This is a genomic window from Streptomyces sp. NPDC006739, from assembly GCF_042869815.1.
Lineage (GTDB): Bacteria > Actinomycetota > Actinomycetes > Streptomycetales > Streptomycetaceae > Streptomyces.
Genome location: NZ_JBIAGM010000017.1, coordinates 39231 through 63072, shown reverse-complemented (window position 1 = coordinate 63072; position 23842 = coordinate 39231). Strand labels below are relative to the sequence as shown.

The 23842-nt window shown below is 71.8% G+C and carries 20 protein-coding genes and 1 tRNA gene; 8 read left to right on the top strand and 13 right to left on the bottom strand.

Annotated features, from left to right (window positions below; all coding sequences use genetic code 11):
* Positions 1–172 precede the first annotated feature (172 nt).
* Positions 173–3748 carry a S41 family peptidase gene (locus tag ACFYMM_RS29845; RefSeq protein ID WP_388391894.1) on the top strand — a complete coding sequence of 1192 codons (3576 nt, stop codon included), beginning with the start codon at positions 173–175 and terminating at the stop codon, positions 3746–3748.
* 85 nt (positions 3749–3833) lie between these two features.
* On the opposite strand, the gene ACFYMM_RS29840 is transcribed toward ACFYMM_RS29845, so the two are convergent.
* The 4 genes from ACFYMM_RS29840 to ACFYMM_RS29825 form a co-directional block, all read right to left on the bottom strand.
* A complete protein-coding gene (locus tag ACFYMM_RS29840; protein WP_388391892.1) occupies positions 3834–4040 on the bottom strand; it encodes a hypothetical protein in 207 nt (68 codons plus the stop codon).
* A 95-nt stretch (positions 4041–4135) separates the two neighbouring features.
* Positions 4136–5020 carry an SDR family oxidoreductase gene (locus ACFYMM_RS29835; protein WP_388391890.1) on the bottom strand — a complete coding sequence of 295 codons (885 nt, stop codon included), beginning with the start codon at positions 5018–5020 and terminating at the stop codon, positions 4136–4138.
* Positions 5017–6021 (bottom strand): alpha/beta fold hydrolase, encoded by a 1005-nt coding sequence (locus ACFYMM_RS29830; protein WP_388391888.1) that lies wholly within the window; start codon positions 6019–6021, stop codon positions 5017–5019. Before ACFYMM_RS29830 ends, ACFYMM_RS29835 begins: the two co-directional genes overlap by 4 nt.
* Positions 6018–7556: a flavin-containing monooxygenase gene (locus tag ACFYMM_RS29825; protein ID WP_388391886.1), complete on the bottom strand. Its 1539-nt coding sequence runs from the start codon at positions 7554–7556 to the stop codon at positions 6018–6020. The genes ACFYMM_RS29830 and ACFYMM_RS29825 overlap by 4 nt, the downstream gene beginning before the upstream one ends.
* A 125-nt stretch (positions 7557–7681) precedes the next feature.
* On the opposite strand from ACFYMM_RS29825, the gene ACFYMM_RS29820 reads away from it, so the two are divergent.
* Positions 7682–8326: a MerR family transcriptional regulator gene (locus ACFYMM_RS29820; RefSeq protein WP_388391885.1), complete on the top strand. Its 645-nt coding sequence runs from the start codon at positions 7682–7684 to the stop codon at positions 8324–8326.
* Positions 8327–8420: 94 nt separating this feature from the next.
* On the opposite strand, the gene ACFYMM_RS29815 is transcribed toward ACFYMM_RS29820, so the two are convergent.
* Positions 8421–9215 carry an exodeoxyribonuclease III gene (locus ACFYMM_RS29815; protein WP_388392105.1) on the bottom strand — a complete coding sequence of 265 codons (795 nt, stop codon included), beginning with the start codon at positions 9213–9215 and terminating at the stop codon, positions 8421–8423.
* 77 nt (positions 9216–9292) lie between these two features.
* On the opposite strand from ACFYMM_RS29815, the gene ACFYMM_RS29810 reads away from it, so the two are divergent.
* The gene (locus tag ACFYMM_RS29810; protein ID WP_388391883.1) at positions 9293–9769 is read left to right on the top strand and encodes a GNAT family N-acetyltransferase; all 477 of its coding nucleotides are present in this window, start codon (positions 9293–9295) and stop codon (positions 9767–9769) included.
* A 58-nt stretch (positions 9770–9827) separates the two neighbouring features.
* On the opposite strand, the gene ACFYMM_RS29805 is transcribed toward ACFYMM_RS29810, so the two are convergent.
* The 7 genes from ACFYMM_RS29805 to galU all read right to left on the bottom strand — a co-directional run bounded on the left by ACFYMM_RS29805 (position 9828) and on the right by galU (position 15424).
* Positions 9828–9901 (bottom strand) — tRNA-Ala (locus tag ACFYMM_RS29805).
* Positions 9902–10015: 114 nt separating this feature from the next.
* The gene (gene glpR / locus ACFYMM_RS29800; RefSeq protein ID WP_388391881.1) at positions 10016–11248 is read right to left on the bottom strand and encodes a gephyrin-like molybdotransferase receptor GlpR; all 1233 of its coding nucleotides are present in this window, start codon (positions 11246–11248) and stop codon (positions 10016–10018) included.
* Positions 11249–11431: 183 nt separating this feature from the next.
* Positions 11432–12058 carry a GNAT family N-acetyltransferase gene (locus ACFYMM_RS29795; protein WP_388391879.1) on the bottom strand — a complete coding sequence of 209 codons (627 nt, stop codon included), beginning with the start codon at positions 12056–12058 and terminating at the stop codon, positions 11432–11434.
* A gap of 20 nt (positions 12059–12078) precedes the next feature.
* A complete protein-coding gene (locus ACFYMM_RS29790) occupies positions 12079–12585 on the bottom strand; it encodes a molybdenum cofactor biosynthesis protein B (RefSeq protein WP_388391877.1) in 507 nt (168 codons plus the stop codon).
* Positions 12582–13061, bottom strand: coding sequence for a cyclic pyranopterin monophosphate synthase MoaC (gene moaC / locus ACFYMM_RS29785; RefSeq protein ID WP_388391875.1), 480 nt, complete (start codon positions 13059–13061; stop codon positions 12582–12584). Before moaC ends, ACFYMM_RS29790 begins: the two co-directional genes overlap by 4 nt.
* Before the next feature lie 132 nt (positions 13062–13193).
* On the bottom strand, positions 13194–14516 hold the full coding sequence (gene glp, locus ACFYMM_RS29780) for a gephyrin-like molybdotransferase Glp (RefSeq protein WP_388391873.1): 1323 nt from the start codon (positions 14514–14516) through the stop codon (positions 13194–13196).
* Positions 14513–15424, bottom strand: a complete 912-nt coding sequence (gene galU / locus ACFYMM_RS29775) for a UTP--glucose-1-phosphate uridylyltransferase GalU (protein ID WP_388391871.1) — start codon at positions 15422–15424, stop codon at positions 14513–14515. Before galU ends, glp begins: the two co-directional genes overlap by 4 nt.
* Before the next feature lie 134 nt (positions 15425–15558).
* On the opposite strand from galU, the gene ACFYMM_RS29770 reads away from it, so the two are divergent.
* Entirely contained in the window at positions 15559–16131 is a 573-nt protein-coding gene (locus tag ACFYMM_RS29770; protein WP_388392103.1) for a 5-formyltetrahydrofolate cyclo-ligase, read from the top strand.
* A 99-nt stretch (positions 16132–16230) separates the two neighbouring features.
* Here the strand turns inward: ACFYMM_RS29770 and ACFYMM_RS29765 are convergent, their stop codons facing one another.
* Positions 16231–18993 (bottom strand): penicillin acylase family protein, encoded by a 2763-nt coding sequence (locus tag ACFYMM_RS29765; RefSeq protein WP_388391869.1) that lies wholly within the window; start codon positions 18991–18993, stop codon positions 16231–16233.
* A gap of 195 nt (positions 18994–19188) precedes the next feature.
* Between ACFYMM_RS29765 and ACFYMM_RS29760 the strand changes: the two genes are divergently transcribed.
* The 4 genes from ACFYMM_RS29760 (at position 19189) to ACFYMM_RS29745 (ending at position 23688) form a co-directional block, all read left to right on the top strand.
* A complete protein-coding gene (locus ACFYMM_RS29760) occupies positions 19189–20772 on the top strand; it encodes a potassium/proton antiporter (protein ID WP_388392102.1) in 1584 nt (527 codons plus the stop codon).
* Between the two features lie 271 nt (positions 20773–21043).
* Positions 21044–22339 carry an MFS transporter gene (locus tag ACFYMM_RS29755; RefSeq protein WP_388391867.1) on the top strand — a complete coding sequence of 432 codons (1296 nt, stop codon included), beginning with the start codon at positions 21044–21046 and terminating at the stop codon, positions 22337–22339.
* A gap of 67 nt (positions 22340–22406) precedes the next feature.
* Positions 22407–22742 (top strand): FmdB family zinc ribbon protein, encoded by a 336-nt coding sequence (locus tag ACFYMM_RS29750; protein ID WP_388391865.1) that lies wholly within the window; start codon positions 22407–22409, stop codon positions 22740–22742.
* A 112-nt stretch (positions 22743–22854) separates the two neighbouring features.
* The gene (locus ACFYMM_RS29745; protein ID WP_388392100.1) at positions 22855–23688 is read left to right on the top strand and encodes an S-methyl-5'-thioadenosine phosphorylase; all 834 of its coding nucleotides are present in this window, start codon (positions 22855–22857) and stop codon (positions 23686–23688) included.
* Positions 23689–23842 lie beyond the last annotated feature (154 nt).

Here is a 23842-nt window from a genome sequence, read left to right as displayed (position 1 = left end):
CACCTTCCCGCTCGGTTGCCGCTCCGGATGGCATACGGCTTCGTACGACACGAATGTAGCGCACCAGCGTCCGAAACGAAACTGTTTCGTACGTGTCTTGGCTCACGGTCTCCCCCGAGGTGCCGCACCCGCACGAGTTGCTGCGCTCCATCCCCCGGAAAAGCATGGGTAGGTGAGCTATCTGCGCCTACCGCACCTCAGCGGCGACCTGCTGTGCTTCGTGGCCGAGGACGACCTCTGGCTGGCCCCCCTCGACAGCCCGGGCCGCGCCTGGCGGCTCACCGTGGACCGGACCAAGACCGGCCACCCCCGCTTCTCGCCCGACGGCCGCCACATCGCCTACACGAGCTGGCGCAGCCTCGTGCCCGAGATCCACCTGGTCGGGGTCGACGGCGGGCCGGGGCGGCAGCTGACCTACTGGGGCAGCGCCGACACCCAGGTCTGCGGCTGGACCCCGGAGGGCGACATCCTCGCCGTCGCCTCGCACGGCGAGCCCTTCTCCTACTACACCTGGGCCTACAAGGTGTCCACGGACGGCGACCCGGGCCGCAAGCTGCCCTGGGGCCCGGTCTCCGACATCCAGGTCGCCGACGTCGACGGACAGCACAGGACCCTGCTGCTCACCGGCACCCCACCGCACGAACCCGCCTCGTGGAAGCGGTACCGGGGCGGCGCGACGGGACGGCTCTGGCTGCACGGGCAGCGGCTGCTCCCGGACATCGGCGGGCATCTGCACTCCCCGATGTTCGTCGGCGGCCGGATCGCCTTCCTCTCCGACCACGAGGGCATCGGCAACCTCTACTCGTGCGCGTACGACGGCTCCGACCTGCGCCGGCACACCGACCACGACTCCTTCTACGCCCGGCACGCGGCCGGCGACGGCACCCGGGTGGTCTACCAGTGCGCGGGCGACCTGTGGCTGGTGGACGACCTGTCCGCCGGGTCGGTGCCCCGCCGGCTCGACATCCGGCTGAGCGGCCCCCGAGCGGGGCGCCGCCGCTACCAGGTGCCGGCCGCCCAGCACGTGGACGGCATCTCGGTGGACGAGACGGGCCGGGCCAGCGCCGTCGTCGTACGCGGCAGCCTCTACTGGCTCACCCACCGCGACGGCCCCGCCCGCACCATCACCGAGACACCGGGCGTTCGGATCCGGCTCCCGGAGATGCTGGGCTCGACCGGGCAGGTCGCCTACGTCACCGACGCCGAGGGCGAGGACGCGATCGAGCTGGCGCACCTCCCCCGCGCCACCGGCGACCGCCCGCCCCGCAGACGGGCCTCGGGCGAGCTGGGCCGGGTGCTGGAACTGGTCTGCGACCCGCAGGGCGAACGCCTCGCCCTCGCCACCCACGACGGCCGGCTGCTGCTGATCGACGTGCCGGAGGACCCGGCCCCGGAGTCCGAGGGCCGCGTCACCGAGCTGATCCGGTCGGTCAACGGCCCCGTGCGCGACCTCGCCTTCTCCCCCGACGGCGCCTGGCTGACCTGGTCGCATCCGGGCATCGGCCGCTCGCTGCGGCAGATCAAGCTCGCCCGCATCAAGGACCGGCACATCGTCGACGTCACCAACGGCCGCTTCGAGGACGAGAACCCCGTCTTCACCCGCGACGGCCGCTACCTCGCCTTCCTGTCCTGGCGTGGCTTCGACCCGGTGTACGACGTCCACACCGGCGACCTCTCCTTCCCGCTGGGCTGCCGCCCGTACCTGGTGCCGCTCTCCTCGGCCACCCCCTCCCCCTTCGCCCTCAGCCCGGACGGCCGCCCCGCCGCCGGTGGACTCGACCCCCTGGAGGACGAGGAGCCCGGCGACGGCAGCACGGTGACCGTGGAGGTCGAGGGCCTGGAGAGCAGGGTGACCCCCTTCCCGGTCACCGCCTCCAAGTACTCGGCGATGCACCCGGTGGCGGGCGGCGGGCTGGTCTGGCTGCGCTGGCCGATCTCCGGCGCGCTCGGCGAGACCTTCGTCAACCCGGCCGACACCAGCGGGCGGCCGACCCTGGAGTACTTCAACATCACCAAGGCGAAGAAGGCCGAACTCGTCGACCACCTCGACTGGTTCACGGTCAGCGGGGACGGCACCCGGCTGGTCGTGGTCGACGAGGGCGACCTGCGGGCGGTGCCCTCGACCGAGTCCGGCGACGGCGACACGACGACCTGGATCGACCTGCGCCGGATCCTGCACGAGGTCGACCCCGCCGCCGAGTGGCGCCAGGCGTACGACGAGGCCGGCCGAATCATCCGCGCCTACTTCTGGGATCCGGGCATGTGCGGCATCGACTGGGAGGCGGTGCTCGACCAGTACCGCCCGCTGGTCGAACGGGTCGCCTCCCCCGACGAGTTCGCCGACCTGCTGCGCGAGGTGCTGGGCGAACTCGGCACCTCCCACGCCTACGTCACCGCCGCCCGCCGCAACGAGGGCCCGCCGCACTACCAGCGCTGGCAGGGCCTGCTCGGCGCCAACCTGGTACGCCGGGACGGGGGTTGGACGGTCCGGCGCATCCTGTCCGGCGACTCCTCCGACTCCAAGGCCCGCTCACCACTGGCCGGCACCGGGATCCGGGAGGGCGCGGTCCTCACCCACGTGGACGGCCGCCCGGTGGACCCGGTGGCGGGCCCCTATCCACTGCTCGCGGGCGCGGGCGGTACGACGGTGGAGCTGACGTTCGCTCTTCCGGAGAACGGTAAGGGCGCGGAGAACGGTAAGGGCGGAGAGAGTGCGGGGGGTGCGGAGGGCGCCGAGGGCGCGGGAGGTGCGGAGGGCACGGGTGGTGCCGAGGGCGCCGAGGGCGCGGGGGGTGCGGAGGGCACGGGTGGTGCCGAGGGCGCCGAGGGCGCGGGGGGTGCCGAGGGCGCCGAGAGCTCCGAGAGCACCGAGAGCACCGAGAGCGCGGAGGGCGCGGAGGGCGCGGGGGGCACGGGGGGCACGGGGGGTGCCGAGAGCACGGAGGGCGCCGAGAGCACGGAGGGCACGGAGGGCGCCGAGAGTGGTGAAGGGGGCGGGGGTGGCGGTGGGTTCGGGCCGGCCCGGCGGGTCGCCGTCGTCCCGCTCATCGACGAACGGCCGCTGCGCTACCAGGACTGGGTGGCCAAACGCCGGGCGGTCGTCAGGGAGGTGAGCGGCGGCAAGTGCGGCTATCTGCACATCCCCGACATGGGCGGCTCGGGCTGGGCCCAGTTCAACCGCGACCTGCGCATGGAGGTCTCACGGCCCGCGCTGCTGGTGGACGTGCGCGGCAACGCGGGCGGCCACATCAGCGAACTGGTCATCGAGAAGCTGACCCGCACCATCCTCGGCTGGGACCTGACGCGCGACGCCCAGCCGGTGTCCTACACCTCGAACGCGCCCCGGGGGCCGGTGGTCGCGCTGGCCGACGAGGCGACCTCCTCCGACGGCGACATGATCACGGCCGCCTTCAAGCTGCTCGGGCTCGGCCCGGTGGTCGGGCAGCGCACCTGGGGCGGGGTGGTCGGCATGACCGGCCGGCACCGGCTGGGCGACGGCACGGTGATCACGGTGCCGATGAACGCCGCCTGGTTCGACGCCTACGGCTGGTCCGTGGAGAACCACGGCGTCGCCCCCGACCTGGAGATCCTGCGCACCCCCCTGGACTGGGCCGAGGGCCGCCACGCCCAGCTCGACGACGCGGTCCTCCTGGCCCTGGACCTCCTGACCACCCAGCCCGCCGCGACGCCCCCCGGCTACCACGAGGTACCGGACCGCTCCCGCCCGAAGCTGCCGCCGCGTCAGTAAACGGCGACTGCGAACGGCTCGGCGAACGGGACGGCGAACGGGACGGCAAACGCAGGGTGCCCCTCGGAGAGAGGGGCACCCCACGTCATCGTTCGATGTCGCGGAAGTTCTCACGCGGCGTCTGCTGACCACGCTGGCCCTGCTGCTGGCCGCCACGCTGCGGCTGCTGCTGACCGCGCTGCGGCGTCTGCGGCTGCTCGCCACGCCGGCCGGCCTTGTCACCGGCCTGGCCGAGCTTCTCCTTGCCGCGCTCACGCAGTTCGTTCGACTTCTCCTGGAACTGGTCCTTCATACCCATGTGGGTTCACTCCCAAGGTGAGTGGGGGGTTGGGCCCCTCGGTGGGGCCTCGACCAGGTTCACACGGGCGAACACGGAGCGCATGTCGATCAGTTACGGTGCGTAGCCCTGGCCGCTTCGTCCGCCGCCCCGCCCGCACCGACGAGCCCGGAACGCATCCCCTGCAGACGGGGCGCGAAGCGCCTCATCTCGCGCTGCCCGACCGTGCCGATGAGGGCCGGCAGATATCCGCGCACCCCCTGCATCCCGCGCAACCACCACTGCCCGTACACATGGGCGGACCGCCGTTCGATCCCGGCCACGATCCGGTCCACCGCCGGGCCCAGCGGGTAGGTCTTGTTGGAGGGCCACGGCAGCCGCTGCCTCAACTCCCGCATCACCTCGTCCTGGTCGGCGCCGCGCACCATGTCGGTGTCGGTCCAGGACAGGTACCCGACGCCGACGCGCACGCCCTGGTGGCCGACCTCGGCGCGCAGGCTGTGCGCGTACGCCTCCACACCCGACTTGGAGGCGCAGTACGCCGTCATCATCGGCGCCGGGGTGATCGCCGCGAGCGAGGCGATCTGGAGCAGATAGCCACGGCTCTCGGCGAGCACCGGCAGGAACGCGCGGGCCGTGACCGCCGAACCGATCAGGTTCACCTCGATCACCCGACGCCAGGCCTGCGGATCGGAGTCCACGAACGGACCGCCGGTCGCGACGCCCGCGTTGGCGACCACGATGTCGACCTTCCCGAACCGCTCCTTGACCTCCGCCGCGACCCGGGTCATCGCCTCGTGATCGGTGACGTCGGCGTACCAGTGGGCGCTGTCGCCGTGCAGCCGCCCTGAGACCTCCTTGAGTGCCTCCTCCTCCAGGCCGACCAGCGCGACCTTGGCACCCCGCGCGGAGAGCTTGCGGGCGAGCAGCTCGCCGACTCCGCGCGCCGCTCCGGTGACGACGGCGACCTGCCCTTCGAGGCTCACCCTGCTCATGCGCCCTCCTTGACCTGCTCGTTGACCGTCCGGTCGGCCCGCACGGCTTCGGTGTTCCCGGTGTCTCCGGTGTGCCCGGTCTTCCCGGTGTACGTGGTGACGAGTTCCCGGATCGTGGCGGTCACCAGTTCCGGTGCCTCGACCGGGGTCATGTGGCCGAGTCCGGGCAGCTCGGTGAGGCCCACGCAGTGGGGCAGTTCGGCGGCGAGCGAGCGGGCGTGCGCCGGGGGCGTGAGCCGGTCGGCGGTTCCGGCGATCACCGCCGTCGGCACCCGCAGATCCCGTACGCCGTGGTCGAGGTCGAGCGCCGCCAGCACGCGCCCCCAGCTGTGGCGTACGGCGCGCGGGCAGGCGTGCACGATCCGCGCGCACGCCTCCACCAGGTGCGGGGCGGAACCGGCGCCCATGGTGGCGTACTTGAGGATGCGCTTCGCTACCGGCGTGACCGGCCCGAGCGGGGCGCGCGAGGTGAGGATGCGCGTGGTCATCCAGCTGCGTACGCGCCCGGCGGGCAGCGGCACTACGCGCGCCTGGGCGACCAGCCGCCCGCTGCCCGTGCTGCACAGCAGGACGGCGGCGGCGTGCTCGCGGAAGCGGGGCCGGGCGGAGGCGGCCATGACCGTCATCCCGCCCATGGAGTGCCCGACCACCACGGCCTTCTCCCCGGGCGCGAGGGTGTGGGCGAGCACGGCCTCGAGGTCGTCCGCCAGCGCGTCGGTGGTGCAAGCGGGGCTCGCGGGACTGCGTCCGTGGCCCCTCTGGTCGTAGGCGATGACCCGGTGGTCGGCCGCCAGTTCGCTGATCTGCGCCGCCCAGAAGCGGGTGGAGCAGGTCCAGCCGTGGGCGAGGACGACCGGGGGCGCGTTGTCCGGACCGTGCACCTCGACATGCAGCCGGGCGCCGTCGGCGGACTCGACGGTGAGGACGCGCGCGGGCGCGGGCGGGGCGACGGCCCCGGCTACGGCCCCGGCGCCGGTGTCCGTGCGGGTGAGCCGGCTCATGCGGTGGCCTCGCTCTTCTCGCCGGAGGTGGTCGTGCGCCGTCCGGCGGGGTCCTGGCCCGGGCCGCGCAGCACCTCGTACTCCGTCAGGTCCACCCGCCGGGTCGCCCGCCGGAACTCCGCCGTCGTACCGGGCCAGATGGTGGTGTTGCGGCCGCTCGCGTCGAGGTACCAGCTGGTGCAGCCGCCGGTGTTCCACACGGTCCGCTTCATCCGTTCCTGGACCCTGTGGTTCCAGGCCCGTACGGCACCGGGGCGGGCGTCGAGCGCGGCGCGTCCGCCGAGGACGTCGAGCTGGCGCAGGTAGTCGGCCAGGTAGTTCAGCTGCGACTCGATCATGAGGATCATGGAGGAGTTCCCGAGGCCGGTGTTGGGCCCGATGATCGTCAGCCAGTTGGGGAAGCCTGCGGCCGAGGCGCCGCGCAGGGCCTGCATGCCGCCCTTCCAGGCCTCCGCGAGGGTGGTGCCGGCCGCGCCGACCACGCGCTCGGCGATGGGCATGTCGGTGACGTGGAAGCCCGTACCGAAGATGATCGCGTCGACCTCGGCCTCGCTGCCGTCGGCGGCGACGGCGGTGGACCCGCGGATCTCGCTGAGCCCGGCGGCCACCACGTCCACGTTGGGCCGGGCCAGCGCCGGATAGTAGGAGCTGGACAGCAGGATCCGCTTGCAGCCGATGCGGTAGTCGGGGGTGAGCCGGGCGCGCAGGGCCGGGTCCTTGACGGCGCGGGCCATGTTGCGCCGGGCGACCCGTTCCACCAGGCCGAGTGCGTCGGGGTGCTTGGTGAACGCCTGGACCTGCAACTCCCTGATGCCCCACAGCGTCGCGCGCCGCGCCTGGGTGGTGAAGGGCAGTTGTCGGTGCAGCCGGCGCTCGGCGCCGCTGATGGCGCGGTCGACGCGGGGCATCACCCAGGGCGGGGTGCGCTGGAAGAGGGTGAGGCGGCCGACCTCGGGCTGGATGGCCGGCACGATCTGGATGGCGGAGGCGCCGGTGCCGACCATGGCGACCCGCTTGCCGCGCAGGTCGTAGTCGTGGTCCCAGCGGGCCGAGTGGAAGACCTTGCCGGGGAAGGAGGCCAGCCCCGGGATGTCGGGGATCTTCGGATCGGACAGCGGCCCGGTGGCGGAGACGACGACATCGGCGCTGAGCGGTCCGCGGGTGGTCTCGATGTGCCAGCACAGCCGCTCGGCGTCCCAGCGCATCAGCTTCACCTCGGAGTCGAGACGCAGGTGCGGTCGCAGCCCGAAGACGTCGGTGACGCGCTCCAGATAGGCGCGGATGTGCTCCTGCCCGGAGAAGGCGCGTGGCCACTCGGGATTGGGCGCGAAGGAGAAGGAGTACAGGTGGGACGGTACGTCGCAGGCGCACCCGGGGTAGCTGTTGTCGCGCCAGGTGCCGCCGACGGCGCTCGCCCGCTCCAGGACGACGAAGTCGGTGACGCCTTCCCGGCGCAGCCGCACGGCGGCCCCCAGCCCGCCGAACCCGGACCCGATCACCGCCACCCGCACATGCTCGTGTTCGTGTTCGGTCATCCCGATCCCTTTCGCGCGTGACCATGCCAGTGAACGCTGGCGCAATCGGAGCGTAGAGCAGCTCCGTACCGATGGGTAGGGGTGGGGAGAGGGAAGTTACCGGCGGTACAACATAGGCTGCGGGCGTGACCGAGAAGCGTGAGTACCGCATGGAGGAGCTGGCCGGACTCGCCGGCATCACGGTGCGCACCCTGCGCTTCTACCGGGAGCGCAAGCTGATCCCGCCGCCGCGCCGCGAGGGCCGTATCGCCTGGTACGACGACCACCACCTGGCCCGCCTCCGCACCATCTCGGCGCTGCTGGAGCGCGGCCACACGCTGAGCGGCATCGCCGAGCTGGCCGAGGCCTTCGACCACGGCCGTGACGTCGCCGACCTGCTCGGCGTCGGCGGCCCCACCGAGGAGGAGCCGGTCCGCCTCACCCCGGAGGAACTCGCCGCCCGCTTCGAGGGCGAGGTCACCCCCGAGAACCTCGCCGCGGCCATGGACCTGGGCTACCTCGGCACGGACGGCGACGAGCTGGTCCACATCAGCCGCCGGCTGCTGGACGTGTCCTCCGCCCTGGTCCGCGAGGGCATCCCGCTCGCCGAGGTCCTGGCGGCCGGCAAGCGCGTCCGTGAGCACGCCGACGCGATGGCCGAACTCTTCTCCGCCCTGATCCTTCGCCACGCCCACGAGGAGGACCTGCAACGCCTGCGACCGCTGGCCACCAGTGTGGTGGAGGCGGAGCTTTCGCTGGCCCTGGACCGCAAGCTGCGCGAGCGGGCGTGAACACGGCCGCCGCACGCCCCTGCCGGATTCCGCCCCGGCCGTCGAACCCGCCGTCGAACCCGCCGTCGAACCCGCCGTCGAACCCGCCGTCGGCCTAGCGGTCGTAGACGACGGTGACCGGCGCATGGTCGGACCACCGCTCGGCGTGCGTGGCCGCCCGCTCCACGAAGCCCTTGACGGCCCGGGCCGCGAGCCCGGGCGTGGCCACCTGGTAGTCGATCCTCCACCCCGAGTCGTTGTCGAAGGCCCGCCCACGGTAGGACCACCAGGTGTAGGGCCCCTCGACGTCCGGGTGCAAGGCGCGTACGACGTCGACGTATCCGCCGGCGGCCGGGTCGAGGACACTGCCGAGCCACTCCCGCTCCTCGGGCAGGAACCCGGAGTTCTTGGTGTTGCCGCGCCAGTTCTTGAGGTCGGCCTGCCGGTGGGCGATGTTCCAGTCGCCGCAGACGACGACCTCGCGCCCGTCGGCGGCGGCCCGCTCCCGCAGCTCCTTGAGGTAGGCGAGGAACTCGCCCATGAACCGCACCTTCTCCTCCTGCCGCTCGGTGCCGACCTCCCCGGAGGGCAGGTAGAGGGAGGCGACGGTGACGCCGGGAAGGTCGGCCTCGACGTAGCGACCGCCGGCGTCGAACTCCGACGATCCGAAGCCGACCTGGACGCGGTCGGGCTCGCGGCGGGCGTAGAGGGAGACGCCCGCGCGGCCCTTGGCGGCGGCGGGGGCGTGCACGACGTGCCATCCGTCGGGCCGCCGTACCGGCTCGGGCAGCTGGTGCGCTTCCGCCCGCACCTCCTGGAGGCACACCACGTCCGCGGAGGTCCGGCCGAGCCACTCCACGAAGCCCTTCTTGGCGGCGGCCCGCAGTCCGTTCACATTCACCGAGGTCACAGTCAGCACCAGGGCACGATACCGGCACACTGGACCAGTTCCCCTCCCTGTCCCTGCATAGAAGTACGATAACCAGCATGCATATTCGTCGTGTTCGTTTCGATCACCCCGACGCCGTCAAGCTCAACGACGAGGTCCAGGCCGAATACCACCTGCGCTACGGCGACGGCGGCGACGCCACCGCTCTCGACGCGGCCGACTTCGATCCGCCCCGGGGCGTGTACCTGATCGCGTACGACGAGCGCGAGCGCCCGGTGGCCACCGGCGGCTGGCGCGGCCAGGACCGCAACGGTGACGGCAACGAGGACGGCGACGCCGAGATCAAGCGCATGTTCGTGGTCACCGGGATGCGCGGACGGGGTCTGGCCCGCCGCATACTCGCGGCACTGGAGGAGGACGCCCGCACGGCCGGCCGCGTCCGCATGGTCCTGGAGACGGGCACCAAGCAGCCGGAGGCGATCGCCCTCTACACGTCCTGCGGGTACGAGCCGTGCGAGAAGTTCGGCTACTACCGCTTCCACGAGGAGAGCCGCTGCTTCGCGAAGCGGCTGTAGACACCGCGGACATGCTGAAGCCCCGGTCGACTTCCGCCGACCGGGGCTTCATGATGCGTGGACCTGAGGGGATTTGAACCCCTGGCCCCCTCGATGCGAACGAGGTGCGCTACCGGACTGCGCCACAGGCCCTTGCAACGAGTGAAACTCTAGCATCCCGGTCGGGGTGCTTGGAAATCCGTTCCCTGACTGGTCAGGGGCGGCTCCCCGGGGCTCGCGCGGGCAGTGTGGCGAAGTGCGGTGGAGTCACTCGTTGGCCGCGCGCGGGCGCTCGCCGTCCTCGTACTGGTCGAACAGGGGTGTGCGGCCGCGCTCGCGGGCCCGGCGGGCGGAGGCGGCGCGGCGCGCGTCGCTGCGGCCGTCCGCCGGCCGGTCCCCGGCCGCGGCGGCCGCCTCCTCCGCCCCGGCCTCCGGCGCGGACGGCGTCTCCTGCTCGGGCACGACCGCACTGGACCGGGCCGAACTCCAGGCGTCGGGCGCCCCGAGGTCCACGCCGGAGGTCGCGCGCGGCGCCACCGGCGCGGTCACGTACGTCGGCAACGGCACCGGCACCGGGTCCCAGCTGTCGCCGTGCCCGGGCCGCTGCCGGCGCTCACGCTGCTGGTCGACCCACTCGGCGTGATCGGTCTGCTCGACGAGGGCGCGCCGGTCCGCGGCGAGCGCCAGGAGGCCGGGGTCGGTCTCGGGCGCCGGTCCCTCGTCCGCTTCGTCGGCACCGGGGCCCGCGTCGACGGAGGCACGCCTGCGCGGCTGGCGCTCCCTGAGGCGCTGTGCCGCGACCTCGGCGCGCCGGCGGTCCATCTGGTAGGCGAAGCGGCGGCGTTCCTGGGAGCGCAGATAGGCGATGTACCCGCTGAGCAGCACGGCGGGCACGGCGGGCGCCCACAGGAACGCGAGGCCGCCGACGGCGGCGACCACGGCACCGAGCGTGAACGCCAGGAAGAGCAGCACAGTTGTGCGTCGACGGCGCGCGAGTACCTTCGTGCGCTGGGCGCGTGCCGCGGCGGCCTGCGCCGAGGACGAGCGCCGTGCTTCCGGCGCCCTCTTCTGCGCGGGCACCGAGACGGACTGGGACACGGACCCGGAGCGGGACTTGGGCGCGGGCACGGAGGGGGACTTGGACTTCGGCGGGACCGCCTTGTCGCGCGCCGGCTCCGGGCGGCCGGGCGCCTCCGGCTCGGTGTCCGGCCGTACCTGAGGGCGCGTCGGGGGCATGGCGAAGGCCCGGACGTCCACCGAGTCGGTGACGGCGTCCGGTTCCCGGGCGTCCCGCTCCCCCTCCTGGGTGGAGCGCGCCCGCAGGTCCCTGGCGTACCGACGCTCCATCCCCGCCCGTCCGGACAGCAGCCGGATGGCGGTGCTGAAGCGTTCCGTCGGACGGGCCTCGTTCAGCTCGTCCTGCCTACGGAGCCACATCGGCACCAAGTAGGCGGCCCAGGCCCCGACAATGATTGCGTAGATGAGGCCGCTGCTGCTCACGTCTCACACCGTAGAGGGGTTTGCGTGAGGCCATCCGCCAATTGGGCCGGTGTGTCGCACGATCTGGCTGATATTTCTAGCTTTTTTTGCGACCGATGTGATCACCAGACCGCCCGAGCCGTGAAGGGAATGCCCCGAGGCGGTCATCGGCCGATCAATTTCGAACACGCATTCAATTTATGGCTATGCGGGATTTCCCTGGGGGTTCTGCCGGCTGTTCTCCTCGGATCGTGCCCGCCGCCAGCGCGCGAGCAGCCCTTCGGGTACCTCTTCCGCGGTGAGCGCGAAGACGAGGTGGTCGCGCCAGGCCCCGTCGATGTGCAGATAACGCGGCCGCAGCCCCTCCTCCCGGAATCCGAGTTTCTCCACCACCCGGCGGCTGGGCCGGTTCTCGGGCCGAATGCAGACCTCGATGCGGTGCAGGCCGACGGTGCGGAAACAGTGGTCCACCACCAGCGCGACGGCGGTCGGCATCACCCCGCGGCCCGCCACCGCCTCGTCCACCCAGTACCCGACGTGCCCCGAGCACATCGACCCCCAGGTGATGCCGGCCACCGTCAGCTGTCCGACCAGCTGCCCCTGGTACTCGATGACGAACGGCAGCATCCGGCTCGCGTTCGCCTCGGAGCGCAGATGCCGGACCATCTGGCGGTAGGTCGGCCGGTGCGCGATCGGCCCGGTGGGCGTGGGCGGCGGAATGGTCGCCTCCCAGGGCCGCAGCCAGTCCCGGTTGCGCCGGTTCACCTCGCGCCAGGCCCGCTGGTCGCGCAGCTTTATCGGCCGGAGGACGACATCGCCGTCCGCCAGCACGACGGGCCAGGATGGGCTGTTCAGCTCGCACCCCCGGAGGTGGCGGCGGGTCTGGGGTGGTCGCCGCCGCGGATCTGCTCGACGGCGTGGACCAGCAGGGGCTCCAGCACGGCCAGGCCGTCCCGCACCCCGCCGGTGGAACCCGGCAGATTGATGATCAGGGTGCGCCCCGCCACTCCGGCCAGGCCCCGGGAGAGCGCGGCGGTGGGTACCTTCTCCCGTCCGAACGCCCTGATGGCCTCCGCGATGCCCGGGACCTCGTAGTCGATCACCTCGCGGGTGGCCTCGGGGGTGCGGTCGGTGGGCGAGACGCCGGTACCGCCGGTGGTCACGATCACGTCGTACCCGGCCTCGGCGCCGGCCCGCAGCGCGGCCTCGACCGGATCACCGTCGGGGACCACCCGCGGCCCGTCGACGGCGAGACCGAGTGCTTCGAGGCCCGCCGCCACCAGCGGGCCGCCCTTGTCCTCGTAGACACCTGCGGCGGCCCTGTTGGAGGCGGTGACCACCAGAGCGCGATACGTCATGCCCGGCTCCAGTCACCCGACTTGCCGCCCGTCTTCTCCTCCACCCGTACGTCCGTGATGACCGCTCCCTTGTCGACCGCCTTGACCATGTCGACCACGGTGAGCGCGGCGACCGACACCGCGGTGAGCGCCTCCATCTCGACGCCCGTGCGGTCCGTCGTCCGCACGGTGGCGTGGATCTCCACGGCGTCGTCCGCGACCGACAGTTCCAGTTTCACACCGGAGACCGACAACGGGTGGCACAGCGGGATCAGGTCCGGGGTGCGCTTGGCCCCCATGATGCCCGCGATGCGCGCCGTGGCCAGGGCGTCCCCCTTGGGCATGCCCTCGCCGCGCAGCAGCTCGACCACGCGGGCCGAGACCAGGACACGGCCGCTGGCGCGGGCGGTGCGCGCGGTCACGTCCTTGTCGGATACGTCGACCATGCGGGCCGCGCCCGCCTCGTCGATGTGCGTCAGTCGGTCCTGCGTACTCATGCTGTCTGGCGCTCCCGGTCCTGGCCCGTCGCGGTGCGGCGCACGGGCCTGCTGTGCGCGACACGGTACCGCCAAGTCGGCGCGCCCACCGGGTCAGGACCCCCGGGGGGCGCCCTGGGGGCCCGAAGTCGGCTAGCCGAGCAGGACGACCTCGACCTCGGTGCCGGGTTCGACGGACTCCGTGTCCTCGGGGACGACGATCAGCGCGTCGGCCTGGGCGAGCGCCGCGACCAGATGGGAGCCGGCACCGCCGACGGGGGTCACCTCACCGTCGGCGTACGTCCCGCGCAGGAACTGTCTGCGCCCCTTCGGCGAGCCGAGCGCCTTCTCCGCCCTGAGCGTCGCCGTGGTGCGGGGCCGGTGGACGTCCGGCAGCCCCATCAGGGTGCGGATCGCGGGGCGGACGAACAGTTCGAAGGAGACGTAGGAGGACACGGGGTTGCCCGGGAGGGCCAGCAGGGGCGTGTGCTCGGGGCCGATGGAGCCGAAGCCCTGGGGCTTGCCGGGCTGCATGGCCAGCTTGCGGAAGTCGACACCGCCGCCCGGCTCGTCCTCGTCGCCGGCGTCGGCCAGCGCCTCCTTGACGACGTCGTACGCCCCGACGCTCACGCCCCCGGTGGTGACCAGCAGGTCGGCGCGGATGAGCTGGTCCTCGATGGTGGACCGCAGGGTCTCCGCGTCGTCGGCCACGGCACCCACCCGGTAGGCGATGGCGCCCGCGTCCCGGGCGGCGGCGGTGAGCGCGAAGCTGTTGGAGTCGTAGATCTGTCCGGCGGCCAACTCCTCGCCCGGCTGGACGAGTTCGCTGCCGGTGGACAGGACGACCACGCGCGGGCGCGGGCGCACCCGCACCGTGCCCCGGCCGACCGCCGCGAGCAGCCCGATCTGCGGCGGGCCGAGGATCGTGCCGGCCTCCAGGGCGAGGTCGCCGGCCTTCACGTCGCTGCCCTGGGCGCGCACATGCGCGCGTGCCTCGGCCGGCCGGTGCACGCGCACGTGCCCGGTGGCGCCCTCGGGGGCGAGACTGCGGGCCCGCATCCCGCTGACCGGCCCCTCGCCGAGCCCGCCGTCGGTCCACTCCACGGGAACGACGGCCTCGGCGCCGGGCGGCAGCGGTGCGCCGGTCATGATGCGGGCGGCCTGCCCGGGGCCGACCCGGACCCGGCCGGCCGAACCCGCCGCGACGTCCCCGACGACGTCCAGGACGGCCGGGAACTCCTCGCTCGCGCCCGCGACGTCCGCGACCCGTACCGCGTACCCGTCCATGGAGCTGTTGTCGAAGGGCGGCAGGGAGACCGGCACCATGACGTCCTCGACCAGGACGCACCCGTGGGCGTCGAGCAGTTGCAGCTCGATGGGTTCGAGGGGGCGGACGGTGGTGAGGACGTCCTCCAGGTGCTCGTCCACCGACCACAGGCGGTCCGGGCCGGCGGGGCGGGTCACGGCGCTGCTCAACGTTGCTGCATCTCCTCGGCTACGTAACTGCGAAGCCAGGTCCGGAAGTCCGGGCCCAGGTCTTCACGTTCGCACGCGAGTCTGACAATGGCACGCAGGTAGTCGCCACGGTCACCGGTGTCATAGCGGCGGCCCTTGAAGACCACACCGTGCACGGGGCCGCCGACCTTCTCGTCCTCGGCCAGCTGCTGGAGCGCGTCGGTGAGCTGGATCTCGCCGCCCCGGCCGGGCTCGGTCTTGCGCAGTATGCCGAAGATGTTGGGGTCGAGGACGTACCGGCCGATGACCGCGTAGTGGGACGGGGCGTCGGCCGCGTCCGGCTTCTCCACCAGACCGGTCACCTTGACGACGTCGCCGTCCTCGGTGGACTCGACGGCCGCGCACCCGTAGAGGTGGATCTGCTCGGGCGCGACCTCCATCAGCGCGATCACGCTGCCGCCGTGCCGCTCCTGGACGTCGATCATGCGCTGGAGCAGCGGGTCGCGGGGGTCGATCAGGTCGTCGCCGAGGAGGACCGCGAAGGGCTCCTGCCCGACGTGCGGGGCGGCGCACAGGACGGCGTGCCCGAGGCCCCTGGGGTCGCCCTGGCGCACGTAGTGCATGGTCGCGAGGTCGCTGGACGCCTGCACCTTGGCGAGCCGGCCCGCGTCGCCCTTCTTCTGCAGGGCGGACTCCAGCTCGTAGTTGCGGTCGAAGTGGTCCTCCAGCGGGCGCTTGTTGCGTCCGGTGACCATGAGGACGTCGTCGAGCCCCGCGGACACGGCCTCCTCGACCACGTACTGGATCGCGGGCTTGTCGACGACCGGCAGCATCTCCTTGGGAGTGGCCTTGGTGGCCGGCAGGAACCGGGTGCCGAGGCCTGCCGCAGGGATGACAGCCTTGCTGATCCTGGGGTGCGACTGAGTCATGGCCGCAACCATATCCGGTGCCTTGGCGGTGAATCTGTGGCTCCGGTCCATTGGCCCTCATATGAGCACATTGGGGAAAGGCGCGAGGACGACCTGTGGAACACGACGGACGCGTGGACGAGCCTGACAAGCGGATGTTGCGGCGGGAGTTCCTCGCGGTGAGGAACAGGTTGACGGCGGATGTCGTCAGGGAGGCGGGCGCCGCGCTGGCCGTGCGCGCGCTGGAGCTGCCCGAACTGGTGCGTGCGCGCACGGTGGCGGCGTACGTCTCGGTCGGCGCCGAACCCGGCACGTTCGCGCTGCTCGACGCGCTGCGCGCGCGGGGCGTACGCGTCCTGCTCCCCGCCCTGCTCCCCGACAACGACCTGGACTGGGGCGTGTACGCCGGAGCGGCCTCGCTCGCGCGGGTGCGGCACGGCGGGAGGATGGCGCTGTTCGAGCCGTCCGGGGAGCACCTCGGCCCGGACGCCGTGCTCGGCGCCGACGTCGTCCTGCTGCCCGGTCTCGCGGTGGACGCGCGCGGGATGCGGCTGGGGCGCGGCGGAGGGTCGTACGACCGTGTGCTGGCGCGTCTGGAGCGGGCGGGCGCCCGCCCCGCGCTGGTGGTGCTGCTGTACGACACGGAGGTCGTCGAGCGTGTCCCGGTGGAGGGGCACGACCGGCCGGTGCGGGCGGTGGTGACCCCGTCGGGCGTCCGGCGGTTCTGAGGGACCCGGCTTCCGGCGGCCCACATGAGGAACGGGCCTCCACGCGCGCGTGGAGGCCCGTTCCCGACGGTCAGCCGCGGTCCGGCCGACCGGGGGCGGTCACGGCTTCAGCACGAGCGTGTCGCTGGTGCTGCCGTCGACCGCCTTGGCCGAGAACGACCAGGGCAGCAGCTCACCCTCGGCCCATTTGTCGGTCTGGTCGGTGTAGTGGGCGCTGAAGGCGTGTCCGGAGGCGCCGGTGAGGTTGATCCACTTCGACTTGTCGAGGTCGTCGAGGTTGACCACCATCCGCATCGACGGCACCCAGACGACGCCGTAGCCGCCGGCCGCGTTCCAGCCGGTCGCGTCGACCGTCGCCTCGCCGCCGCTGAGCTTCCAGGGACCGCGGTTGAGGATGTACTGCAGGAAGGCGGGGCCGTCGGTGCCCAGGGTCTGGTTCTTCAGGAAGAGGCGGTGCAGCCGGCCCCAGCTCCAGGTGTCGATGTCCTTGCCGAGCTTGGCGGTCAGCTCCCAGCGGGCGTCGATCATGGCCCGCTCGAACAGCTTGTCGCGGTTGTCGGCCTTGGGGCGGTTGCCGACTCCGGCCGGCGCCTTCCACCAGTCGCTGTCCGGCTTGTCCATCAGGGTGCGGACCACCTCGAACCAGCGGTCGCCGCCGTCCGGCTGCGCCTGGTCGGCGGCGCGCTGGCCGCACTCGCGGACCTTGGCGTCGTCGTCCAGCGGGCCGGTGCTGTCGATCTTGTCCACCCACAGGCACTGGCCCTCGACCCGAAGCTCCTTGGGCAGCTTGTTGCCGAAGGCGAGCTTGAGGATGTTGCGCCAGACCGCGTTGAAGTAGGCGGCCGCCGCGGAGTCGGCGTCCTGGGTGTAGTCCCAGCCCTCCAGCAGCTTCTGCGCCTGCCGGACGTCCTTGTCCTTGAGGTTGATCTTGAGCAGGGTCGGCACCAGCAGCTTGGCGATCTCGCTGCTGTTGTCCAGCTGCATCTGGCGCATGTCGTCGGTGGAGATCTTGCCGCCGTCCTTGATCTTGGACTCGATCAGGTCGGAGATGCGCTGGCTGCGGGTGCCGTAGCCCCAGTCGGTGGTGAGCGTGTAGGGGTACTTGTCCTTGTCGACGACCGCCTGGTTGGCGGTGACGATGTAGCCGCGCTTGGGGTCGAACTCGTAGGGCAGCTCGTCCTGCTTGATGAAGCCGGTCCACTTGTACTTGGAGTTCCAGCCCGGCGCCGGGATGGAGCCGTCGTCGACGGACGAGCGGGTGGGGATCTTGCCCGGCAGCGTGTAGCCGATGTGGTTCTTGGTGTCGGCGTAGATCAGGTTCTGCGAGGGCACGTCGAACAGGGCGGCGGCGGCCCGGAAGCCGCTCCAGTCGGCCGCCCGGTCGAGGGCGAAGACGGCGTCCATGGAGGTGCCCGGGTCGAGCGCGGTCCACCTCAGGGCGATGCCGTAGCCGTCGCCGCGGTCGGGCGCGGCGGTGTTGACGGTGGCCTTCTTGCCGACCTGCACGAGCTCGTCGTCGCGGTCGGAGAGCAGCGGCATGCCGTCCGCGGTCTGGCGTACGACGATCTTCTTGTCCGCCCCGCCGGCGACCTTGATGGTCTCCTCGCGGGTCGTGAAGGGCCGCACCTTGCCGTCGTAGAGGTAGCCCTCGCCGCTGAGCTTCTCCAGGTAGAGGTCGGTGACGTCGACGCCGGAGTTGGTCATGCCCCAGGCGATGTCCGCGTTGTGTCCGATTATCACGCCGGGCATGCCCGCGAAGGTGTAACCGGTGACGTCGTAGGGGCAGTTGCTGGACACCGTGCGGCAGTGCAGGCCCATCTGGTACCAGACGGAGGGCAGCGACGCGGACAGGTGCGGGTCGTTGGCGAGCAGCGGCTTGCCGGTGATGGTGTGGCTTCCGGCGACGACCCAGGAGTTGGAGCCGATGCCCTGGCCGTTCACGCCGACCGCCGTGGGGACGTTGTCCAGGACGTCGTAGAGGCCCCCCAGCTGGCTCGTGAGGGCCGAACCGGCCGCGGAGGAGGCGGTGGAGCCGGTGGTGCCCCTCGTGCCCTGAGAGCCGCTTGTGGTGCCGCCCTGCTGGAACGTCTTGGTCAGCTCGCTGTACTGGCCTTCCTGGACGATCGCCTTGTTGCGGCTGTAGGGGTACTCGGGGTAGAGGTCCTTGATCTGCTGCGGGCCCAGGCGGCTGGTCATCAGGGCGCGGTCGATCTCGTCCTGCATGTTGCCGCGCAGGTCCCAGGCCATCGCCTTCAGCCAGGAGACGGAGTCGACGGGGGTCCACTGGCCGGGCCGGTAGTCGTTGGTGAACCCGAGGGCCGCGTACTCCAGGGAGATGTCCTTGCCGTCCTTGCCCCGGAGGTAGGCGTTGACACCCTTGGCGTACGCCTGGAGGTACCTCTTGGTGGAGGCCGACAGCTTGGTGTCGTACTCCTGCCGGGCGATCCGGTCCCAGCCCAGGGTGCGCAGGAATTCGTCGTTCTTGACCTGGCTCTTGCCGAACATCTCCGACAGGCGCCCGGAGGTCATGTGGCGGCGCACGTCCATCTCGTAGAACCGGTCCTGCGCCTGGACGTAGCCCTGCGCCATGAACAGGTCCTCGTCGGAGGAGGCGTAGATCTGCGGGATCCCGTACCCGTCCCGCTTCACGTCGACCGGTCCCGACAGGCCGGCGAGCGTGATCGAACCCTTGGTCTGCGGGAAGGAGGCGCGCACGGTGCTGATCGACCAGTACCCGCCGTAGGCGATGCCTCCGATGACGGCCAGGACCAGTACCAGCACGAGCAGACGGGCTTTGCGCCCCTTCTTCCTGCCGGACTTGCCGGGCTTGTCACCCGTTGTGGCGGTGGTGTTGGGGGGCATCGCTGTCCTTGCTGTCCTAACGCGAGCGGCAGGTCGGGCTGTGACTATGAATGAGCGCTGGAGCAACCATAGGCGCAGGGCCCCGAGCCACTTGACGCGGAGTCGGGAACCGGCGCGCACGAGCGTTCGATCTTGCCTCGCCGAGCGTCAAGAAAGCGTCAAGAGTTAGGTAAGGTAACGAAGTACTTGGGTGCGGTGCGCCGCAGCCTCGGGTCTTGTGTACGTGAGCCCGCGCGTTGCCCGCGCGCGAGCCAAGGAAGGGAACCGCCGCTGACTGTCCACCACCTCAACCAGCTCCTGCTCGCGTGCTCCGTCGTCCTGCTCGTCGCCGTCGCGGCGGTGCGGATCTCCTCGCGCAGCGGGCTCCCCAGCCTGCTCGTGTACCTGGGGATCGGTGTCCTCATGGGCCAGGACGGCATCGGGGACATCCACTTCAGCAACGCCGAGCTGACCCAGGTCATCGGGTACGCCGCCCTGGTGGTGATCCTGGCCGAGGGCGGTCTGGGCACGAAGTGGAACGAGATCAGGCCGGTCCTCGCCTCCGCCTCGGTCCTTGCGCTGGCCGGGGTCGCGGTCAGCGTCGGCGTCACGGCCGCCGGCGCGCACTACCTGGTCGGGCTGGAGTGGCGGCAGGCGCTCATCATCGGGGCGGTGGTCTCCTCGACGGACGCGGCGGCGGTGTTCTCGGTGCTGCGCAAAATACCCCTCCCCGCGCGCGTGACGGGCACCCTGGAGGCGGAGTCCGGCTTCAACGACGCCCCCGTGGTCATCCTGGTCGTCGCCTTCTCCACGGCCGGCCCGGTCGCCCACTGGTACGTCCTGCTCGGCGAGACGGCCCTGGAGCTGGCCATCGGCGCGGCCATAGGCTGCGCGGTGGGCTGGTTCGGCTCCTGGGGCCTGCGGCACGTGGCTCTGCCCGCCTCCGGCCTCTACCCGATCGCGGTGATGGCGATCGCGGTCACCGCGTACGCGGCCGGCGCCCTGGCGCACGGCAGCGGCTTCCTCGCCGTCTACCTGGCATCGATGATGCTCGGCAACGCCAAGCTGCCGCACTGGCCCGCCACCCGCGGATTCGCCGAGGGACTCGGCTGGATCGCCCAGATCGGCATGTTCGTCCTGCTCGGCCTGCTGGTCACCCCGCACGAGCTGGGCGACGACATATGGCCGGCCCTGGTCATCGGACTGGCGCTCACCATGGTGGCCCGACCGCTGAGCGTGGTGGCCAGCCTGGCGCCCTTCCGGGTGCCGTGGCAGGAGCAGCTCCTGATGTCCTGGGCCGGTCTGCGCGGCGCCGTGCCCATCATCCTGGCGACGATCCCCATGGTGAACGGCGTCGACTCCAGCCACCGCATCTTCAACATCGTCTTCGTGCTGGTCGTCGTCTACACCCTCGCCCAGGGCCCGACACTGCCCTGGCTGGCGCGCATGCTGCGGCTCGGCGAGAAGGGGGAGGCGGCCGACCTCGGCATCGAGTCGGCGCCCCTGGAGCGGCTGCGCGGGCATCTGCTGTCCGTCTCCATACCCGAGGGATCGCGGATGCACGGCGTGGAGGTCAACGAACTGCGGCTGCCGGCCGGCGCCGCCGTCACGCTCGTCGTACGTGACGCAAAATCGTTTGTTCCGGGGCCCACGACGGTGCTGCGGCACGGGGACGAGCTCCTGGTGGTCGCCACCGACCCCGTCCGGGACGCCGCGGAACGCCGTCTGCGCGCGGTGGCGCTCGGCGGCAAGCTGGCCGGCTGGCTGGGGACGAACGGTGCGGGCGCGGGCGTACGTTAAGGGTGCGTTTCATACGGTTCACACCCGCGCCAATCCCAGGTGAACGGCGCCATGGTGCTCGTTTTCACAGGTGTACGCGGCCTTGATCCCTGTAGGATGAAGGAACCGCAAACCTGATCGGACCAACTCTGCCTGACGCAGAGCTGGCGCGACCGTATGGCGGCCGGGCCCCCCGCGGGCGGGCACCGGCATCTACCGCAGTTCCGCGCAAGAGGACAGCTCTCGGCGCCCCCGCACGGGCGCGCTACCAGGCGGCAGAAAGGCACGGGCCGTGGAATCCACGGTCACCACCGAGCCGTCGAAGACCCCGGCGGCTTCGCCCCGCCCGGGATACGGCCGGCTGCTGCGCACCCGCGGCGCCTGGACGTTCCTGCTCCCCGGCTTCGCGGCGCGCCAGCCGTTCGCGATGCTCACCCTCTCCATCGTGCTGCTCGTGCAGCACACCACCGGCTCCTACGGCGCGGCCGGCGCCGCCGCGGCCGCCACCGGCGTCTCCATGGCACTGTTCGCGCCCTACAGCGGCCGTCTCGCGGACCGCTACGGACAGCGGGCGGTCCTGGTCCCCGGCGTGCTCGTGCACACCGTCGCGGGCCTGACGCTGACCGCGCTCGCCCTGGCGCACGCGCCGCTGTGGGCCCTGTTCGCGGCGGCGGTGCCGACCGGCGCCTCGGTCCCGCAGATCGGCCCCATGGTGCGGGCCCGCTGGGCCGTGCTGCTGCAGGACTCTCCCCTGATGCCCACCGCCGCGGCCTTCGAGTCCGTCACCGACGAGCTGACCTTCGTCTTCGGACCGCTGCTCGCGACCGCCCTGTGCACCACCGTGGCGCCGGCCGCGGGCCTGGTCACGGAGGCGGCGCTGACCCTGGTCGGCGGTCTGCTGTTCGCCGCGCGCAAGAGCACCCAGCCGCCGGTGACCGACGGTGCCGGGCACGCGCGCGTGGAGGGCGGCTCCGCACTGCGCGTCCCCGGAGTACGGGTCCTGGTGGTGACCTTCCTCGGGATCGGGTCGGTCTTCGGCGGGATGCAGGTCGGACTCGCCGCGTTCACCGAGTCGATCGGCGAGCCGGGCCTGAACGGCGTCCTGTACGGCACCTTCGCCGCCGGCAACATGCTCTCCGGCATCGTCTGCGGCGCGATCGCCTGGAAGGCCGCCCCGCAGCGGCGCCTGGTGCTGGGCTACACGGCACTCGCGCTGACCGCCTCGGCCCTGTGGACGGCGCACTCGGTGCTCCTCCTGGCCGCCCTCGGCCTGCTGGTCGGCATGTGCATCGCACCGGCCCTGATCACCGGCTACACCCTGGTCGAGAATCTCGTCCCGGCCGGCGCCCGCACCGAGGCGTTCACCTGGCTGACCGGCGCGGTCGCCCTCGGCCAGGCGGCGGCGGTCACCGTCGCCGGACAGCTGGAGGACCGCTGGTGGAACGGTGCCGGATTCCTGGTGCCGATGGCCGGTACCGTACTCGCCCTGGCGACCCTGATCGCACTGCGCTCGCTGCTGGTCACACCGTCCCGCAACCGCACGGTCGCACGTGGCGTCGGTCACCGAGTGCCGCTGACAGTGGACTGATCCCCCGGAATACGTCACTATGGATCGTCGTTAGCACTCATTGAGTGAGAGTGCCAGGAGGAAGACAGTGCCGACCTACCAGTACCAGTGCACCGAGTGCGGCGAGGGCCTCGAGGCGGTGCAGAAGTTCACCGACGACGCCCTGACCGAGTGCCCCAACTGCGGTGGCCGCCTGAAGAAGGTGTTCTCGGCCGTCGGCATCGTCTTCAAGGGCTCCGGTTTCTACCGCAACGACAGCCGCGGCTCCTCCTCGTCGAGCAGCAGCCCGGCGTCGAAGCCGTCGAGCGGCTCGTCGTCCGAGTCGAAGCCGTCGTCCGACTCGAAGCCTTCGTCTTCGTCGACGTCGTCTTCCTCCTCGTCGTCGTCCTCGTCGTCGAGCTCCACCAGCAGCTCCGCCGCCTGAGACACCTCCCCGAGACCCCGCCGTCCCCGCGACGGCGGGGTCTCGGGCGTTCCCCGGCACCGGCTCCCCGGCGTTTTCGGGGCCAGCTAGTGTTCACGACATGGCTCACGACATGGCGAACGCGGAGATCGGTGTAATCGGCGGCTCCGGCTTCTACTCGTTCCTGGACGACGTGACCGAGATCCAGGTGGACACCCCTTACGGGCCGCCCAGCGACTCCCTCTTCCTCGGCGAGGTGGCCGGCCGGCGGGTCGCCTTCCTGCCCCGGCACGGACGCGGTCACCATCTGCCCCCGAACCGCATCAACTACCGGGCCAACCTCTGGGCCCTGCGGTCCGTCGGGGCCCGTCAGGTGCTCGGCCCGTGCGCGGTGGGCGGTCTGCGCCCCGAGTACGGGCCGGGCACCCTGCTCATACCGGACCAGCTGGTGGACCGTACGAAGTCCCGGCCGAACTCCTACTTCGACGGACTGCCGCTGCCCGACGGCACGGTGCCCCACGTGGTGCACGTCTCCCTGGCCGACCCCTACTGCCCCGCCGGGCGGGCCGCCGCGCTGAAGGCGGCACGCGGGCAGGACTGGGAGCCGGTGGACGGCGGCACCCTCGTCGTGATCGAAGGGCCGCGGTTCTCGACCCGTGCCGAATCGTTGTGGCACCAGGCCCAGGGCTGGTCGGTGGTGGGCATGACCGGCCATCCCGAGGCGGCGCTCGCCCGTGAACTTGAGCTGTGCTACACGTCGTTGACGCTGGTCACCGACCTCGACGCGGGGGCGGAGACCGGTGAGGGCGTCTCGCACGACGAGGTGTTGCGGGTCTTCGCGGCCAATGTGGACCGGCTGCGGGGCGTGCTGTTCGACGCGGTGGCGGCACTGCCGGAGAACGACGCCCGGGACTGCCTGTGCACGAGCGCGCTCGGCGGGATGGATCCGGGCTTCGAGCTGCCGTAGCGGCGCGGGGAGCGGGCCGGCGCAGGTCTCGCCGAGGGGCGGAACGTCCCGTTCGAGTGGGCGAGTTGTCCACAGGACGTGCGTCGTCCACCGGCTCCGGCGGGAAGCGGCGCGATGCCTCATCGTGGCATCGCAAGCCGAAATCCTCGTCGCA